The sequence below is a fragment of the Nocardia sp. NBC_01499 genome, assembly GCF_045040275.1.
Lineage (GTDB): Bacteria > Actinomycetota > Actinomycetes > Mycobacteriales > Mycobacteriaceae > Nocardia.
Genome location: NZ_CP109426.1, coordinates 4,324,163 through 4,339,633, shown reverse-complemented (window position 1 = coordinate 4,339,633; position 15,471 = coordinate 4,324,163). Strand labels below are relative to the sequence as shown.

At 66.7% G+C, this 15,471-nt stretch carries 14 protein-coding genes and 2 pseudogenes; 11 read left to right on the top strand and 5 right to left on the bottom strand.

The window, feature by feature from the left end; translation table 11 throughout:
• Positions 1-95: 95 nt before the first annotated feature.
• The gene (locus tag OG203_RS20055; protein WP_405167929.1) at positions 96-731 is read left to right on the top strand and encodes a response regulator; all 636 of its coding nucleotides are present in this window, start codon (positions 96-98) and stop codon (positions 729-731) included.
• Positions 732-824: 93 nt separating this feature from the next.
• Here the strand turns inward: OG203_RS20055 and OG203_RS20050 are convergent, their stop codons facing one another.
• Positions 825-1,946, bottom strand: coding sequence for a serine/threonine-protein kinase (locus OG203_RS20050; protein ID WP_405167167.1), 1,122 nt, complete (start codon positions 1,944-1,946; stop codon positions 825-827).
• Between the two features lie 284 nt (positions 1,947-2,230).
• On the opposite strand from OG203_RS20050, the pseudogene OG203_RS20045 reads away from it, so the two are divergent.
• From OG203_RS20045 to OG203_RS20025, 5 genes and pseudogenes are all read left to right on the top strand, one after another.
• Positions 2,231-2,614 (top strand): annotated as a pseudogene (locus tag OG203_RS20045) (hypothetical protein); the annotation flags it as partial.
• Positions 2,615-2,793: 179 nt separating this feature from the next.
• Entirely contained in the window at positions 2,794-3,900 is a 1,107-nt protein-coding gene (locus tag OG203_RS20040; protein ID WP_405167166.1) for a tyrosine-type recombinase/integrase, read from the top strand.
• Entirely contained in the window at positions 3,897-6,413 is a 2,517-nt protein-coding gene (locus OG203_RS20035) for a tyrosine-type recombinase/integrase (RefSeq protein ID WP_405167165.1), read from the top strand. The genes OG203_RS20040 and OG203_RS20035 overlap by 4 nt, the downstream gene beginning before the upstream one ends.
• Position 6,414: 1 nt before the next feature.
• The gene (locus OG203_RS20030; protein WP_405167164.1) at positions 6,415-6,936 is read left to right on the top strand and encodes a DUF6262 family protein; all 522 of its coding nucleotides are present in this window, start codon (positions 6,415-6,417) and stop codon (positions 6,934-6,936) included.
• Between the two features lie 71 nt (positions 6,937-7,007).
• Positions 7,008-7,718 (top strand): HAD family hydrolase, encoded by a 711-nt coding sequence (locus OG203_RS20025; protein WP_405167163.1) that lies wholly within the window; start codon positions 7,008-7,010, stop codon positions 7,716-7,718.
• Positions 7,719-7,750: 32 nt separating this feature from the next.
• Here OG203_RS20025 and OG203_RS20020 read toward each other — a convergent pair whose 3' ends face one another.
• Positions 7,751-8,446, bottom strand: coding sequence for a hypothetical protein (locus OG203_RS20020; RefSeq protein ID WP_405167162.1), 696 nt, complete (start codon positions 8,444-8,446; stop codon positions 7,751-7,753).
• Between the two features lie 186 nt (positions 8,447-8,632).
• Positions 8,633-8,857 carry a hypothetical protein gene (locus tag OG203_RS20015; RefSeq protein ID WP_405167161.1) on the bottom strand — a complete coding sequence of 75 codons (225 nt, stop codon included), beginning with the start codon at positions 8,855-8,857 and terminating at the stop codon, positions 8,633-8,635.
• A 140-nt stretch (positions 8,858-8,997) separates the two neighbouring features.
• Between OG203_RS20015 and OG203_RS20010 the strand changes: the two are divergent.
• Positions 8,998-9,408, top strand: a pseudogene (locus OG203_RS20010) (hypothetical protein); the annotation flags it as partial.
• A 77-nt stretch (positions 9,409-9,485) separates the two neighbouring features.
• Positions 9,486-11,198 carry a DNA polymerase Y family protein gene (locus OG203_RS20005; protein WP_405167160.1) on the top strand — a complete coding sequence of 571 codons (1,713 nt, stop codon included), beginning with the start codon at positions 9,486-9,488 and terminating at the stop codon, positions 11,196-11,198.
• Here OG203_RS20005 and OG203_RS20000 read toward each other — a convergent pair.
• Entirely contained in the window at positions 11,189-11,986 is a 798-nt protein-coding gene (locus OG203_RS20000) for a class I SAM-dependent DNA methyltransferase (protein ID WP_405167159.1), read from the bottom strand. The genes OG203_RS20005 and OG203_RS20000 overlap by 10 nt on opposite strands.
• Positions 11,987-12,049: 63 nt before the next feature.
• On the opposite strand from OG203_RS20000, the gene OG203_RS19995 reads away from it, so the two are divergent.
• Both OG203_RS19995 and OG203_RS19990 read left to right on the top strand, forming a co-directional pair.
• Positions 12,050-12,832 carry an alpha/beta fold hydrolase gene (locus OG203_RS19995; RefSeq protein WP_405167158.1) on the top strand — a complete coding sequence of 261 codons (783 nt, stop codon included), beginning with the start codon at positions 12,050-12,052 and terminating at the stop codon, positions 12,830-12,832.
• A gap of 20 nt (positions 12,833-12,852) precedes the next feature.
• Positions 12,853-13,749 (top strand): sucrase ferredoxin, encoded by an 897-nt coding sequence (locus tag OG203_RS19990; protein WP_405167928.1) that lies wholly within the window; start codon positions 12,853-12,855, stop codon positions 13,747-13,749.
• 102 nt (positions 13,750-13,851) lie between these two features.
• Here the strand turns inward: OG203_RS19990 and OG203_RS19985 are convergent, their stop codons facing one another.
• Positions 13,852-14,832, bottom strand: a complete 981-nt coding sequence (locus tag OG203_RS19985) for an SDR family NAD(P)-dependent oxidoreductase (protein ID WP_405167157.1) — start codon at positions 14,830-14,832, stop codon at positions 13,852-13,854.
• A gap of 160 nt (positions 14,833-14,992) precedes the next feature.
• Here OG203_RS19985 and OG203_RS19980 point away from each other — a divergent pair, with 160 nt between their 5' ends.
• Positions 14,993-15,448 carry a hypothetical protein gene (locus OG203_RS19980; protein ID WP_405167156.1) on the top strand — a complete coding sequence of 152 codons (456 nt, stop codon included), beginning with the start codon at positions 14,993-14,995 and terminating at the stop codon, positions 15,446-15,448.
• The last annotated feature ends 23 nt before the right edge of the window (positions 15,449-15,471 follow it).

The window sequence follows — 15,471 nt, the reverse complement described above, 5'->3', positions numbered from 1 at the left end:
CACATGTGGTACCGATGGGGATGCGGGCGGCCCGAGGGCGGCTCGCGCGCCAGGGTGGGTCGATCCACCGACAGTTGAGGAGAAGCAGGTTGACGGTGCGGGTCTTTCTTGTTGATGATCACGCAGTGTTCCGGTCGGGTGTGCGGGCGGAGTTGAGCAGGGAAACCGACATGGAGGTCGTCGGCGAGGCAGGCGGGGTGGCCGAGGCGATCGCGGGGATCAAGGCGACGAATCCGGATGTGGTGCTGCTCGATGTGCACATGCCCGATGGTGGTGGCGTCGCGGTGCTCGCCGGCATCGAAGAGGGACCGGTGTGCCTGGCCTTGAGCGTGTCCGATGCCGCTGAGGACGTGATCGCGGTGATCAGGGCGGGCGCCAGAGGCTATGTGACCAAGACAATTTCGGGCTCGGAACTGGCCGATGGCATCCGCCGGGTGTCCGGCGGCGACGCGGTGTTCAGCCCGCGGCTCGCCGGGTTCGTGCTCGACTCGTTCACCGGCAAATCGCAGGTGCCCGAGCCGCCGCTCGATCCGGAACTGGATTCGCTGACCCCGCGCGAACTCGAGGTGCTGCGGCTGCTCGCCCGCGGCTACACCTACCGCGAAATCGCCGAAACCCTGTTCATCTCGGTGAAAACCGTGGAGACCCACGCCTCCAACGTGCTCCGCAAAACCCAGCAGTCCAACCGCAACGCGCTCACCCGCTGGGCGCATCGGCGCCGCATCGACTGACTTCGCGGACCCGCTTGATTCCTCGCAGACCGATCAGCCGTTTGCCACGGGTGCGAGACGTCAACCGGCTGTATGTGATTGGTAGAGCAGGGTTTACATCATCGCGATGATGATCGCGATGATGATGACCAGCCCGATCAGCAGGCCGACGGCGATCGCCAGCGGCGCGTTGCTCGCCTGCGGCGGCTTGGTCCGCTGCGGCGCGGGAATCGCCGAGGCGCCCGCGGGGGCGCGGTGCGGGCGCGGCAGCGGGGTCGAGTGTGGACTGCGCAGGCCGGACGCCGAATTCCGGGCCGCCCACGCCGGAATCGTGCCGTCCTCGGTGCGCACCGGCGCGCCGAGAATGTAGGGTCCGGTGCCAGGACCGAAAGCCGCGGTGAGGATTTCGTCCCTGGCCTCGGCCATTGTCGGTCGCCGCTGCGGCGCGGGCTCCAACATGTGCAGCAGCGCCTCGGTGAGCATCCCGCTGCGGGTCGGCGGAATGATCTGCGCCATCGCCGCGCGGTGGACCAGCACATCGCTGTCCTCGTCGAGACCGAACGGCGGCTGCCCCTCGATCGCGGTGTACAGGGTGGCGCCGAGGGAGAACACGTCGCTGGCCTTGGTCGGCTGCGCGCCGCGCGCCACCTCCGGCGGCAGGTAGGCGGGGGTGCCGGTGATCACGCCGTCGGGTTCGTCGGAGTGCTCGCCCGCGCCGCGCGAGATGCCGAAGTCGCTGAGCTTGGCCATGCCGACGATCGGACCACGGTCGGCGACAAGGATATTGCCCGGTTTGATGTCGCGGTGCGTGATGCCCGCCGCGTGCGCGGCGGCCAGTGCGTCGGCGACCTGCGCGCCGATCTGCGCCACCTCGATCGGCGGCAGCGTGTCGACCAGCGCGAGCGCCTTGGCCACATTGCGCGACGGTAAGTGCTCCATCACCAGCCAGGGTTCGCCCGCCTCTAGCACCACGTCGTACACGGCGATCGCGTGCTCGTGCGAGAGCTTGGCCGCGACCCGGCCCTCGTGCATGATCTGGCTGCGGATCTCGTTGGCCTCTTCTTCGCCGAGCCCGGCCGTCGAGATGACCTGCTTGATGGCGACATCCCGGTCGAGCAGCCGGTCGTGCGCGAGCCAGACCGCGCCCATGCCACCGCCACCCAGCTTCGACTGCAGCCGGTAGCGCCCGGCAACAAGATAGTCGGGGCCGACAATGGGACGAGCGCGTTCGGTCACGGTGCGAGGGTAGCGGAAAACAGGGTTAGCTGGCCCGATTCGATGCCCGGCTCGCTGCCGAGATAACGGCTGGGCACCGACCGGGCGGCGTTTTACAACGGCATCGTTTCGAAATCGCGGGCGCGAGGGTGGGGCCTTGACGGAACCCGGGGGTCGGTTTCTACTGAGCAGGTATCGAACGTATATTCGATACGGATCGATAGCTGAATCGGTGCTGATCTCTTCATCGAGGGGTCGTTCCGCACGCGTCGCCTCGGGTCCATCGTGGGAAGTAGGTGGTAGGGATGGGTTCGGATGCGAAACCGCAGGAGGGGACACAACCGCATACGACGTCGCTCGGGGTCGGGCGGGAGAGCCCGCCGACGCTGGCTGAGCTGCGCAGAAGAATGGCGGCGATACCCGGTCGCGGCGAGGCGGCGGCCGAGCGCATTCCGCTCGACGCCGAACTGCGCAGGGAGTCGCTCGCGGTGCCGTCCGCGCTCGCTGACCTGTTGCCCGGTGGTGGCCTTGCCAAGGGTTCCGTCGTGTCCTACACGGGTGCGCGTTCGCTGCTCGCCGGCCTGCTCGCCGCGGTAACCGAGGACGGCGGGCATGCCGCGGTGGTCGGGGTGCCTCGGCTCGGCCTGCTCGCCGCGGTGGAGATGGGTGCTCAACTGGAACGACTGGCCTTCTCTTGGGGTCTTCGACCTGCGGCGTGATGTCGTGTCGGAGACACTCCGGCGGGTTTTTGCGACGGTTCTTTGGGGTGTGTAGCTCTGTAGCTCCTTGTTGACCGACGACGGAGTTGGAGGGCAATCGAGTGCGTGCGTTTTGTGTGCAGATGCCGTCAGGTGTTCGGTACTGGACGGTGGTCGACGACGGCTACGAGATCGAGCCGGTCGTGGATAAGTATTTGCGGGAGTTGCGGTTCGGCCGAGATCGAGCGGAGTCGACGACGAAGGCGTATGCCGAAAGTATTGCGCTGTTCCTGCGGTGGTGTGTCCAGACGGGGCGTCAGTGGCGTTCAGCGGCAAGGGATCTCGGGCTATTCATCGTTTGGTTGAAGTACGCCCGGGGTGACGGTAGTCGGGTGTTGGCCGGTCCTGGCGTGGAGCAGGTGCGCAGCGATTCGCGGATCAACAAGGTGCTGGTCGCGATTCGCGGGTTTCTGTCGTTCGCGGTGGCGGCCCGGGAGGTTCCGGGTTGGGTGTTGGAGCAGATTTACGAGCTGGGTGACACTCGGGACTTGCCGTTGGCAGTGCAGGGCGAGGATCTGCGGCTGAGGTATCGGTTGCGGGCGCGTCATAGCCTGCATCAGCCGCAGAAGACGATGGTGGACAGGGCCACCGATGAGGAGGTCGTCGCGTTGTTCCGTCAATGTCGGTCGGCGCGGGACCGGCTGGTCGTGTTACTGCTGGCTCGGGCGGGTTTGCGTCGGGGTGCGGTTGCTGGTTTGCGTCGGTGTGATTTGCATTTGTTGCCGGACAATTCGGTGCACCTTTGCCAGGTCAAGGGCGCGCATCTGCACGTGGTGCGGCGCAATAATCCGAACAGGGCGGTGGCGAAATCGCGGTATTCCCAAGCGGTTCCGCTGGATTTCCTCGTGGTCCGCGCGATAGAGCTTTATCTGTTGGAACGTGAGGAGCAGCCTGCGGCGGCTGATTGTGATTTCTTGCTGGTCAATCTGTTTCGGGAGCCGCTGGGCGCTCCGATGTTGCCGGGCGCGATCAACGAGCTGTTCGCGGCGTTGTGTGTTCGGGCGCAGCTGGCCCGAGCGATTACGCCTCATCAATGCAGGCATGGGTTCGCCAGTAATTTGGCCGATTCCGGAGCGTTGCTGGATGAGATTCAAGGGTTGCTCGGCCATGCATGGGCGGCCTCGGCTCAGCCGTATTTGCATCCGTCACCCGATAGGTTGCGGAATGCGGTCGAGCGAGTGCCGTCTCCTCGGGGGCTGTTGGAGGGCACACTGTGACGGCGGCGCGGCTTGTTGTCGAAACGGCGGTCTCCGAACCCGACGAAGCAGTAGCTGCCGAGTTGTGGTCGCTGATCAAGCCGGAGTTTCTGGCGATGTTCGAGTGGTCGCCGACGCGGCGAGTGTTGTTGTTCCCCAAGCAGCATCCGTTGTTCGGTCGGAAGTACTGCATTGCGAGAGGTTGCGGGGTCAAGGCAGAAAATACCGAGGGTCTGTGCAATACCTGCAGGAAGAGTTGGGAAGAAGCCGGGCGGCCGTCGCTGACCGAATTTTCCGAGACTCCCCGGGACCGGTTGAACGTCAGTTACGGCGAATGCCGCGTCGGGTCGTGTCGGCGCCCGTGGGAAACCAAGTATGCCGGGATTTGCCGTGAGCATAATGCTCAGCGCACTCGCGTTCTCAACCTGACGGTCCGGGAGTTTCTGGTGAGTCCGGATGTCGTTGGCCTGGAATCGATCGGCCCTTGTTCGGTTGCCGCGTGCACGCGTGAGCGGCACAGCGTCGGACCGTATTGCCATATCCACGATCGGCACTGGAGGAAGTTGCGGCAGCAACATCGGTCCGAGACCGGTGCGATGGAGACGGAGGCCGATGAGCAACGTTTCCAATTGCGAACCCCGGCTATTCCGTTTGGCAACGAGTGCAGTCTGCGCGGACTTCCGGATCGGGTCGTTGCCGAAGTGCTGCTTGGGCTTCAGCAGCGGGCCGAGGTCCATCAGGCAAAGACGACGGTCGAGAGTCTGCGACATGTGACCGCGAGTCTGGTCATGAACCAGGCCGAGTCGATCGAGCAGTTGGTGCACAGTGAACTGACCGAGAACGCCCAGGGGCTCTACAGGCAACTGGTCACCTTGGGTCGCCGCGCTCGGATCACCCCGGAATCCGAGCGGGTCAAAGACGAGTGGGACACCTCGGTGTTCGGTTTCACCGGGACGCTGCGATTCGGGAAGATTTTGCAGCCCTGGCTGCGAGAAGCAACCAAAGTCTGGGCCTACAACGAACTTCCGCAACGTCGTGGCACCGCAACGAAATCGGCGGTTCAGTTCGAGGTCAAATGCGTGACCGTGCTGTCGGAGAGCTTGTGGTTGCAGCGGCCCGGGGATCACGGAAACGATCCAAGCGTGCTGTCTCGCAGCGATATCTGCGGGTTCCTGAACAGGATGATGTTCCTGGTCGCCAACGATTCGATGAGCGCCAAAACCCGGCGGACCACGATCACCTCCCTGCGCCGAGTGTTCGGCAAAATGCGTGGCCTGGGTTTGGCCCGGGCGGGGCAGTCGATGCAGGGCCTGCCCGATGATTTCGCCATCCATCTCGAAGACATTCCCGCGCCCGAAGAACCAGACCCGTTGGGCCGCGACTTGCCGGTCGAAGTGATGCGGCACATCTGTTCGCATCTTGACGAGTTGGAGCATCGCTCGGCGAGAGAGGTGCGAGTGGCGGTCGAGCTGTTAATCGATACCGGTCGCCGACCCGACGAAATCTGTCAGTTGCCGCTGGACTGCCTGGATCGCGACGCGCAGGGAAAACCGGTCCTGATCTACACGAACTTCAAATCCAACAGGCCCGAGTCCCGGTTACCGATCCCCGAAGCGACCGCGGCGGTGATCATGGCGCAGCAAGAACGGGTCCGTTCGCGTTTCTCCGGCGAGCCAGCAGACAAGCTGAAGCTCATTTCTGCGGCATCGCGCAATCCGCATGGGCGGCGGGCATTCAACGACCAATACGTGTCGATGCGACATCGGGAATGGGTTCTGGCGCTCCCGGAAATCACGCTTCCCCTCACGGTCGAGGAAGGTGGGAAGCTGGTGACGAAGATGCTGCCGTTCGATCGGTCGAAGATCTTTCTCTACGCCTACCGCCACACCTACGCGCAGCGGCACGCCGACGCGGGAGTCCCGATCGATGTCTTGAGTGAGTTGATGGGACATCGCTCGATCACCACAACGCAGGGCTACTACACCGTTGTCGAGAAGCGGCGTCGAGACGCCGTCGACCGGCTCACGACAATGCATTTCGACCGGCACGGCAACAAAATCTGGCGCGCGGCAGAAGTGTTGCTGGAAGCTGAACACATGCGCCGGGCCGTCGGCGAGGTCGCTGTTCCCTACGGCAGTTGCAGCGAACCCAGCAACGTCGCGGCCGGCGGCAACGATTGCCCGGTCCGGTTCCGTTGCGTCGGATGCGCGCATTTCTCCACCGATGTTTCCTACTTACCGGATCTGGAGGCATATCTGGCCGACCTGCTCCGCAGCCGCGAACGACTCCGCGGTGCTCTGGAAGCCGACGATTGGGCCAAGGCCGAGGCCATGCCCTCCGACGAGGAGATCATTCGCATCCGTCGACTGATCTCGCGGGTCAAAGCCAATGTCGACGACCTCTCCGGAGAAGATCGAGAAAAGATCGAGGAGGCAATCGGGGTCGTGCGCCGCGCCCGCAACCGGGTTGTCGGCCTGGGAACACCACGCATCCGCCAGCCTCTTCCCGATATCCGCCCTGACAGGAGCGCATGAGATGGGCAACCCCATGATCGAGGGCCGCCGCGCCGACTCCGCACGACGTCGTCAACGAGTTATCAAGGCGCTCAACCACGCTCGCGTCAACGGCGGCGAGATCAGTGTTTCAGCGATCGCCCGCGCCGCAAGCGTCGACCGCACTTTTCTCTATCGGCATCAGGATCTGCTCACCGAGATCCACACCGCCCAAACGACACCATCATCGGCCGACGCCAACTCGGCGCCGGTCACACGGGAATCGTTGAAAGCCGATCTCGCCAACGCGCAGCAGCGCATCGCTCGCCTGGCCGCGCACAACAAGCAGCTGGAGCGGAAGCTCTCGGAAATGATGGGCGAGCAGGCCTGGCGAGAGTCCGGGCTCGGCGCACCCACCGACATCGACCAACTCCAGCGGCGCATCACCATGCTCGAACAGCAAGTCGTCGAGCTCACCGGCAAACTCGAAGAGCGCGACCAAGAACTCGACGCGGCCCGCGCCGCGAACCGAGAACTCTTCACCAACATGAACAAACAACGCTGAGAAGGGGGTTGGGCTCCGCTGCGCGGAGCCCAACCCCTCAACCCGCACTCGAACGAAAGCCGTTGACAGTCATGCCGATAACGCACCATTCAGACCAACCGATCCAAGCCGTGATCTTCGACTGGCGAGGCACGCTGGTGTCGGGTTTGGACCCACACGGCTGGACACGCGAAGCGCTTCGCCGCATCGGTCGTGAACACGACGACCACGCGACCGCAGCCTTATGGCAGGCGATCGAAATGGCGGCTGGTCGGCCGGACCGGCTCGGCGGGCCGCACGTCGACACCAGCGCCGCACTGCACAAAGACACCTACTACGCCGTGTTCGCAGACGCGGGCTTCGACACCGAAATCGCCGACGCTCTCTACGCTGTCGAGTCCGATCCAACCTACAACCCATTCGCCAGCGATGCCGCCAAGACACTGCGGGCAGTGGCTGAAATCGGTTGCAAGATAAGCATTCTCAGCGACATTCACTTCGACATTCGACCGGCCTTCGCTCAAGCAGGTCTGCTCGATCTGATCGACACCTTTGTCCTGTCCTACGAACACGGGATACAGAAACCCGACCCCGCCATATTTCGCCTGACCCTGGATCGACTCGCAACCCTGCCCGAACACACCCTGATGGTCGGTGATCGAGCCTCCCACGACGGGGCCGCGGTCGAGTCCGGAATGCCAACCCTGCTCATCCCCACCCTGACCGACATCGAACACAGACGACTCCACCTCGTCGAGGGCATCATCGCCGCCAGCCATCAACGCCTTGCCGACAGGCAATAACGACCACCACACCTGGTGGGCGGCCCGGTCGATCATCCAGTGCTAGTGCGGCGTTCGATAGTCGGCGTCTCCAGGGTCCAGGACGTTTGATCGGGACCGCTGCCCGCAAGGACTAAGCGGCCGGTTCTGGGTTGAAGTCCCTTACCTGAGACCCGGACGTCGAGGTGAACGGACTGAAGGCGGCCTCGGCCGCGGCCGAGGCCGCTATAGGCGGCAGGTCGGGATTCCAGCCGCAGATCTGAGCCGGCCCAGTCGCCGCCGGTGACTACCAGTACTGATCGGTGGCTCCGCACTCTCGCCATGAGGGCACGAGACCGGCTCGGCGCCACTGCGGCACCCGCGAGATCGAGTACCACCAAGTCGAGGCCGTCGAGCAGCACGGCCAACACGGCGAGCCTGTCCTGGCCTGGTTGAGGGATGTGAGCAAGTCGGGAGAGATCTGCACCCATCTCTGCCGCGGCGAGCAAGCCGAGTTGGTGGCATCCGATGACCGCGGCGGACTTCCCGGAGCCGGTGACAGCGGCTAGCAAGCCGTTGACGAGCGAATTGCCCGAGCAGACGACCACGCTGCCCTTGACGAGACCACCGGCGGGCAGCAACCGCCCGAGCCCACCCGGCACGCCGAGCACGTCCTGCTCATGCACGTCAGCCTGGGCCGAGGCGCCCACGCGCGATGGAATCGCGGCCATCCGCGCCCGCAGCACCTCCAGCTGATCGTCCACAGGCATTGCTGCTAATGATTTGCTAGCGGCTGCGTTCGCGCTGGAGTCAGGCTCCTCGCCTGGCAATTGAATCGAACGCATGTTCTAATGATTACATGTCATCGGCCTTCTGGGACAGCCCCCCGCCCAACTTGGGTGAGGTCATGTTCTGCGGTCGTTGCACGGGCTCGAATCATGATCACATTCGGCTGGTCAGGGCTTGTTCGTCTCGAACATTTGCTCGCCGTTGTTCCCGCCGAGGAGAAACCCGAATCGGTCTAGATCCGTGCGCAGATCCTCGATCGAGTAGTCGGGTCCGGCGAACCTGGTCAGCGACGCTCGAACAGCCGGGTCGATGTTTGCCAGCCAGTCATCAAGGAACTGGAGCAGCTCGACAAGTTCAACGGCATCCTCAACAGCAAGTCCGATCTGGGGCACCCGACAACAATGCACCACGACGCGCCATCACACTGCCTATGCACCACACCTGTTGTGATCTGCTACCGTCGCCCCGAGAGTCGCTGAGCTGCACAAACTTTCCTCAAGCACCAGCCTCGCAGGCCTGGACCCCCAGAGAAATTGCCGTGATCCCCGATCCGGGCCCGGACCCGGTTGAGGTGGCCGCCGTGTTGCTCGACGGCCTAGACCTGGTCGTGCTCGGCCTCGGCGGCGCCGCCGTCGCGCCCGCCCGCACCCGGGTGATCGCCGCCCGCGCCCGCAACAAGGGCGCCACCCTCGTGGTCACCGACGGCCGCTGGCCCGGTGCCGCCCTGTACCTCGACGCCCGCATCGCCGGTTACGCGGGCCTCGGGCACGGCCGCGGCCGCCTGCGCTCCCTCGGCCTCGACGTCGAAGTGCGCGGCAAGGCGGGCCCACCCCGCCGCGGCCGCCTCGACCTCCGCTCGACCTCCGGCCGGGTCGAATGGGCACCGCACGAAACAGTCACGCGCACCGTCGCACCGGCCGATACCAGGGAGGCGGCGTCGTGAAGGAACTATGGTCGCCGCCACCCGTCCGCCTGAGATGAGCCACGCGGCATCATGATTCGGTCTGAGCATTCGAGCCGATGCGTCGAGGTGTCTTCAGCTCTGCCGATGCCGGTGCCCGCGCTTTCCTCGATCGGTTCGGTCGCCGCTGCCTACGGCGTGGCCGAGATGTGTGGTGCGGCACCGTGATTGTGCCCGGCCGAGAGAAAGGCGCGGCGCGGGTGGTGGCGCTGTGGTGTCCGGATTGGCCTGCGGTCGCCGCGGCCGCGGTGGCGCGATTGTCCGCGACTCAGCCGGTGGCGGTGCTCTTCGCCAATCGGGTGATCGCGTGTTCGGCGATCGCGCGAGCCGACGGAGTGCGGCGCGGGATGAAGCGGCGAGAGGCGCAGGGGAAGTGCCCTGATCTGTTTCTCGCGCAGGCGGATCCGGATCGGGACGCGCGATTGTTCGAGCCGGTGGTCGCGGCCGTCGACGCGACGGTGCCAGGGGTCGAGGTGCTGCGGCCGGGGCTGCTGCTGCTCGGCGCGCGCGGCGCCGCCCGGTTCTTCGGTTCCGAGGAGGCGGCGGCCGAGCGGCTCGTCGACGCGGCGGCCGCCACCGGGGTAGAGGCGCAGATCGGCATCGCCGACGAGTTGTCGACGGCGGTGATCGCGGCCAGGCGCGGCGCGATCGTGCCCGCCGGGGCCGGGGCGCGGTTTCTCGCGCCGATGCCGGTGCGCGAGCTCGCGGCCGAGCCGAGCCTGGCCGCGCCGGAACGCGCCGATCTGGTGGATCTATTGCACCGCTTGGGTTTACGCCGGATCGGCGATTTCGCCGCACTGACCCCCGCCGAGGTCGCCTCGCGGTTCGGCGCCGACGCCGTGCTCGCGCACCGCTGCGCGCAGGCGCAACCCGAGCGACCGCCCGCCGTGCGGCAGCCGCCCAAGGACCTGACGGTGGAGTACCCCTGCGACCCGCCGATCGAACGGGTCGATGCCGCCGCCTTCGCGGGCCGCATGCTCGCCACCGAACTGCACGCCGGGCTGTCGAACGCCGGACTGGCCTGCACCCGATTATCGATATTCGCGAAAACAGATGCGGGGGAGGAGCTTTCGCGAATCTGGCGATGTGCGGAGCCGCTCACCCCGGACGGCACCGCCGACCGGGTGCGCTGGCAGCTCGACGGCTGGCTCACCCGCCGTGACCGGCCAACCGCGCCGATCACCCTGCTGCGCCTGGAACCCGTCGAGGTGGTCGCGGCGGGCGCACTGCAGCTCGGACTGTGGGGTGGCGTCGGCGAGGAGGACGAGCGGGCCCGGCGCGCGCTGATCAGGGTGCAGGGTCTGCTCGGCGGCGAAGCGGTGCGGATCGGCGTGCTCAGCGGTGGCCGAGGGCCCGCCGAACGCATCACCCTGGTCGCGCTTGGCGACGAACCCGTCCCCGCCGCCGACCCGGCCCTGCCGTGGCCGGGCAGGCTGCCCGAACCAGCCCCCGCCCTGCTCTTGCTCAACCGGCCACTGGTCCGCCTGGAAGACGCCGACGGCGCCTCGATCCTGGTCACCGAACGCGCCCTGTTCAGCGCCGACCCGTCCCGCCTGCGCTGGGGCAGCAGGCAGTGGCGGCTCACCGGATGGGCGGGCCCGTGGCCGGTGGACGAGCGCTGGTGGGCGCCGGAACCGGCCGAGAACGACGCAACCCCAACCACTTTCACCGCCCGCGCGCAGGTCCAGCTCGACGGCGAGCCGTCCGATGCCCGGGTGCTACTGCTCGTCTATCACGACGAGATCTGGCGCGCGGAAGGACTTTACGACTGAACGGGCCGCGACCACACCGTCGCCATGGTGAACGGCTGCCCACGCAGCTCCGCCCACTTCGGCTTGGCCGTGAGCCAGGTGTCGTCGACCAGCGTTTCGGCGAGTTCGGTGAGCATCCACCCCGCGTCCAGCGCCGCCGTCACATGCTCACTGAGCAGGTGCAGGTTGGTACTGATCGCCACCGGCGCACCACCCCGCGGCGTGTAGTGCGTCGGCATCCCGGTCACCATCATGAACTGCGGGTGGAAGCTGACCAGCACGCACAGCGCGCCGGGTGCGGCCAACCGCAACGCCTCGGCGTAGAACGGCGCCAACTCGGGCAGGTGCTCGTCGATCAACGAGGCGATCACCAGGTCGTAGGCCCCGGCGGTCAGCCCGGTGGCACGTACATCCGCCGTGGTGAGCGTGGTGTGTGCCCCGCGTTCCTCGGCTCGCGCCAGCATCCCCGCGCTCACATCGACACCGTCGATACGGGAAATCCCCTGCGCACGCAGCCACGCCCCGGTCCGCCCTGTCCCGCAGCCCAGGTCGGCGGCCCGCCGCACCCGCGACCACGCCGGTCGCCGCAGCCGGGCCAGCAGCGCGAGATCCATCTCGTCCATGACGGTCTGCTCGTACGTCGGCGCCCATCCGTCGTATCCGGTGGCCACATCGACGGTGGGATAGTTCCGGCGGTCGTAGTCCGCGAATGACGGCATGCGCGGAAGTATTTCGCGGCGCAACGGGATTCGCCAGAGGATTTCCTCGGCCGCGGGTAGCCGTGCGCCGATGTGCGGGCGGCGAGACACCGTCCGGGCGTACGATGTGGCGCTCGGCTCACGTGATCCGTGCGACAAGTCCAAGGCCGGAATATGACAACCCCAGTATTCTCGAAGATCGTGGATCTTCCGGTGACCAGACTCGAGTTCGGTGACGTGCGGATCGCCTACCGGGATTCGGGGGCGACCGCGGATACCGACGTGCCCGTTGTCCTGGTGCACGGCATGGGCGGCGACGGTCACACCTGGGATCGATTCGCGCGAGAACTGGTGCAGGCCGGACGCCGGGTCATCATCCCCGACCTGCGCGGCCACGGCCGCAGCTCACACACCGATTCGTACCGGTTCGAAGAATTCGGCGCCGACGTGCTGAAACTGTGCGAACAACTGGAACTGTCCACGGTGGATCTGGTCGGCCATTCGCTGGGCGGCTACGCGGTCTCCTGCGTCGCGCAGGACCGGCCGCGGTTGGTGCGGCGCCTCGTCATCGAGGAGTGCCCGCTGCCGCTGCAGTCCGGCGGCGAGGAGATGCGGCTGACCCGCCGCTTCCCGACCGTGCCGGAACTCTGGCACGCGACAACCAGCCTGGTCAGGCATCCGCGCGCGGTGCTCGCCTTCGATCGGTCGATGACAAGGACCGCGCTGGAACAGTTCCGCAAGCCGAACCCGGAGTGGTGGGACCGGCTGCCCGATATCGCCGCGCGGACGCTGGTGTTGCGCGGCGGCCCGGGCGGCATGGTCGACCCGGCGAAGCTGGAGCTCATGCGCACCGCCATCCCCGACTGCGCGGTCACCGCCTTCGCCAGCGGCCACAGCATCCACCGCGACCGCTACCGCGAGTTCGCGGCCGTCGTGTACCCGTTCCTCGCGGCGTGAAGCACACCGGATTCGAGGGGATGCTCTGTTCCGCCGCCGCGGTGCAGACTCCGCTGCCAGGCACCGCTACCCAGGTGACCGGCTGGTTGTGCGTCGAGCACCCCGGTGCGTGGGGTCGCGATGTGATCGGCGACGAGGTACTCGGCCAGGAACTCACCCCCGAACTGGCGGCCCGCACCGCCGCCGCGCAGGTGCGTCCGACCCTGATCCGCCGCCCCGGCCGCAACGAATTCGATGGCACCCGAACGGTTTTGATCGCCAGCTCGCGTCCGGAAGGCTCATGGTGTGAGCGCTTCGAGATCACCGATCTGAAGCAGCTGCTCGATGTCGACCTACATCTGTTGAACGGTCCGCCGCCGGGAATCGGTGTGCCCGTGCGTGATCCGCTGGTGCTGGTGTGCGCGCACGGAAAACGCGACCAGTGCTGCGCGCTGCTCGGCCGCCCGATCGCCGCGGCACTCGCGACGAAATACCCTGGGCAGGTGTGGGAGTGCTCGCACACCGGCGGCCACCGCTTCGCGCCCGCCTTGGTGCTACTGCCTTCCGGACTCACCTACGGACGACTCGACGCAACCACCGCCGAGGAGATGGTCGAGGCCGCCCGCCGCGACCAGGTCTCGATGGCCGGCCTGCGCGGCCGCAGCTGCTATCCGCCGCTCGCGCAGCTCGCGGAAGTCGCTGTGCGCGAACAGATTTCCGTTGCCGCCAGTGACCTCACGGTCGCCATCGATCCCGACTCGACTCCGGTCGAGCCCACCTCTGCCGGTGCTGCCGTCGTCACCCATCGCGACGGCCGCCGCTGGCGGGCGACCGCGAGCACGATCGCTTTCCCGCCGCGTCAGGCCAGCTGCAACGCAGCCCCTAAACCGGTAACCGCCCTGACGCTCGACAGCATCCAGCTCCTACCCGCTGACTGACCGCGCCGAGCGGGACGCCACAAAGCGCCCTCGACCGTTCGGCACCGGACCGCCGGAAGTGGCTCGGCGAGCAGGACATACGCGGCCATGCCCCGTTCGTGGCTACCAGTGTGTCCCGGGCACCCAGCGCGCGGCGCGGCGCAGGGCGGTGCCGGTGACCCGGCGGGCCGCCGAGCGGGGACGCGGAGCGGGTTGGGGGACAACGCTTTCCGTCGTTTCGTCAGGCTCGTCGACCTGTTCGCCCTTGGCGGCGGGGGAGTCAGGCAGCGCGCGGTAGTAGCGGTGCAGGATGCGGTCGCGGAACTTGGGGGTGAGCAGGGCGCCGTACTCGGCGAACGTGCCGATCGGCACGTCGATGCGCTTGGGGCGTTCGGTCAGCGCGCGCACGATCGTCGCGGCCGCCCACTCCGGCGATTCGGACGGGCCCTGATCGCCGCTCGGCGCGATCATCGGGGTGCGCACCAGCGGCATGTGGATGGTGGTGAAGGTGACGCCGTCGGCCATGGTCTCGACCGAGGCCACCTCGGCGAACTTGTCCAGGGCCGCCTTGCTGGCCAGGTAGGCGGCGAAGCGCGGCGTCGCCACCTGCACGCCGGCGCTGCTGATGTTGACGATGTGGCCGAACTTGCGCTCCCGCATCTGCGGCAGCAGTGCCAGCGTCATCCGCAGCGCGCCGAAGTAGTTGACCGCCATGGTGCGTTCGAAGTCGTGCAGCCGGTCGGTGGAGCGGTGGATGGCGCGGCGGATGGACCGGCCCGCGTTGTTCACCAGCATGTCGACGTGGCCGTGCTCGTCGAGGATGGTCTTCACCGCGTGGTCGACCGAGTCGGAATCGGTGACGTCACACTGATATCCGTACGCGATGCCGCCCTCGGCCCTGATCTCGTCGACCACGGACGCGAGTTCGTCGGCGCGGCGCGCGAGCAGGAATACGGTGGCGCCCTTGCTCGCAACGGCGATCGCCGCCGCCTTGCCGATGCCGGAGGAGGCTCCGGTGATCAGGACATGCCGCCCGGCGATGTCGCGGTTGCGACGGCCGCGCCGGGTCTCGGGCAGGCCAGCGTCAGCGGATCCGTCACTCATCGCTGCTCCTTTGCGGGGTTAGGGGGATGGCATGAACTTACTCCGAAGTAAGTTTACCCGCCAAGTGGAACCGGTCACTTTTCGGGCCCGGGGTCGAGGTGGTGAACACGGGTCGAACAACCTCTCGAAATCCATCGAACATATGTGCGATACTCACCGCATGGCGGACGATCGGATGGCGGACATCTTTGCCGCGGTGCGGCTCGGTGGTGGGGACCAGGCGGCGGCGCGACAGGCGCTGGAGAAGTTGTGGGACGAGATCGGTGAGGGCGGTGATCCCTTGCACCGCTGCGTGATCGCGCATCACCTCGCCGATCTACAGTACGCGGCCGCCGACGCGCTGCTCTGGGACCGGCGCGCGCTGGCCGCGGTGTTCGGCCCCGGCATCCCCCTGGATGAGGGACTCCGCAGCTTCCTTCCCTCGCTGTACCTCAACCTGGCCGACAGCCACCGTCGAGTGGGCGACTTCGAAGCCGCCCGCATGCAAATGGCCATCGCCCGCGGCCACCTCGACGTGCTCGCCAACGACGCGTACGGCGCCCTGATCCGGGCCGGTCTCGACCAGGTCGATAACGCACTCGCCGAGGGCTCGACGGCGCCACTGCCGACCAACTGATCCGTCCGAGGAGGTGAGCCGAG

What these genes read in the sequence shown, in the direction of transcription:
- OG203_RS19995 (WP_405167158.1), top strand. Translation starts at nt 12,050, where the DNA reads ATGACAACCCCAGTATTCTCGAAGATCGTGGATCTTCCGGTGACCAGA.
- OG203_RS20025 (WP_405167163.1), top strand. Translation starts at nt 7,008, where the DNA reads ATGCCGATAACGCACCATTCAGACCAACCGATCCAAGCCGTGATCTTC.
- OG203_RS19985 (WP_405167157.1), bottom strand. Translation starts at nt 14,832, where the DNA reads ATGAGTGACGGATCCGCTGACGCTGGCCTGCCCGAGACCCGGCGCGGC.
- OG203_RS20005 (WP_405167160.1), top strand. Translation starts at nt 9,486, where the DNA reads ATGCGTCGAGGTGTCTTCAGCTCTGCCGATGCCGGTGCCCGCGCTTTC.
- OG203_RS19990 (WP_405167928.1), top strand. Translation starts at nt 12,853, where the DNA reads ATGCTCTGTTCCGCCGCCGCGGTGCAGACTCCGCTGCCAGGCACCGCT.
- OG203_RS20020 (WP_405167162.1), bottom strand. Translation starts at nt 8,446, where the DNA reads ATGCCTGTGGACGATCAGCTGGAGGTGCTGCGGGCGCGGATGGCCGCG.
- OG203_RS20030 (WP_405167164.1), top strand. Translation starts at nt 6,415, where the DNA reads ATGGGCAACCCCATGATCGAGGGCCGCCGCGCCGACTCCGCACGACGT.
- OG203_RS19980 (WP_405167156.1), top strand. Translation starts at nt 14,993, where the DNA reads ATGGCGGACGATCGGATGGCGGACATCTTTGCCGCGGTGCGGCTCGGT.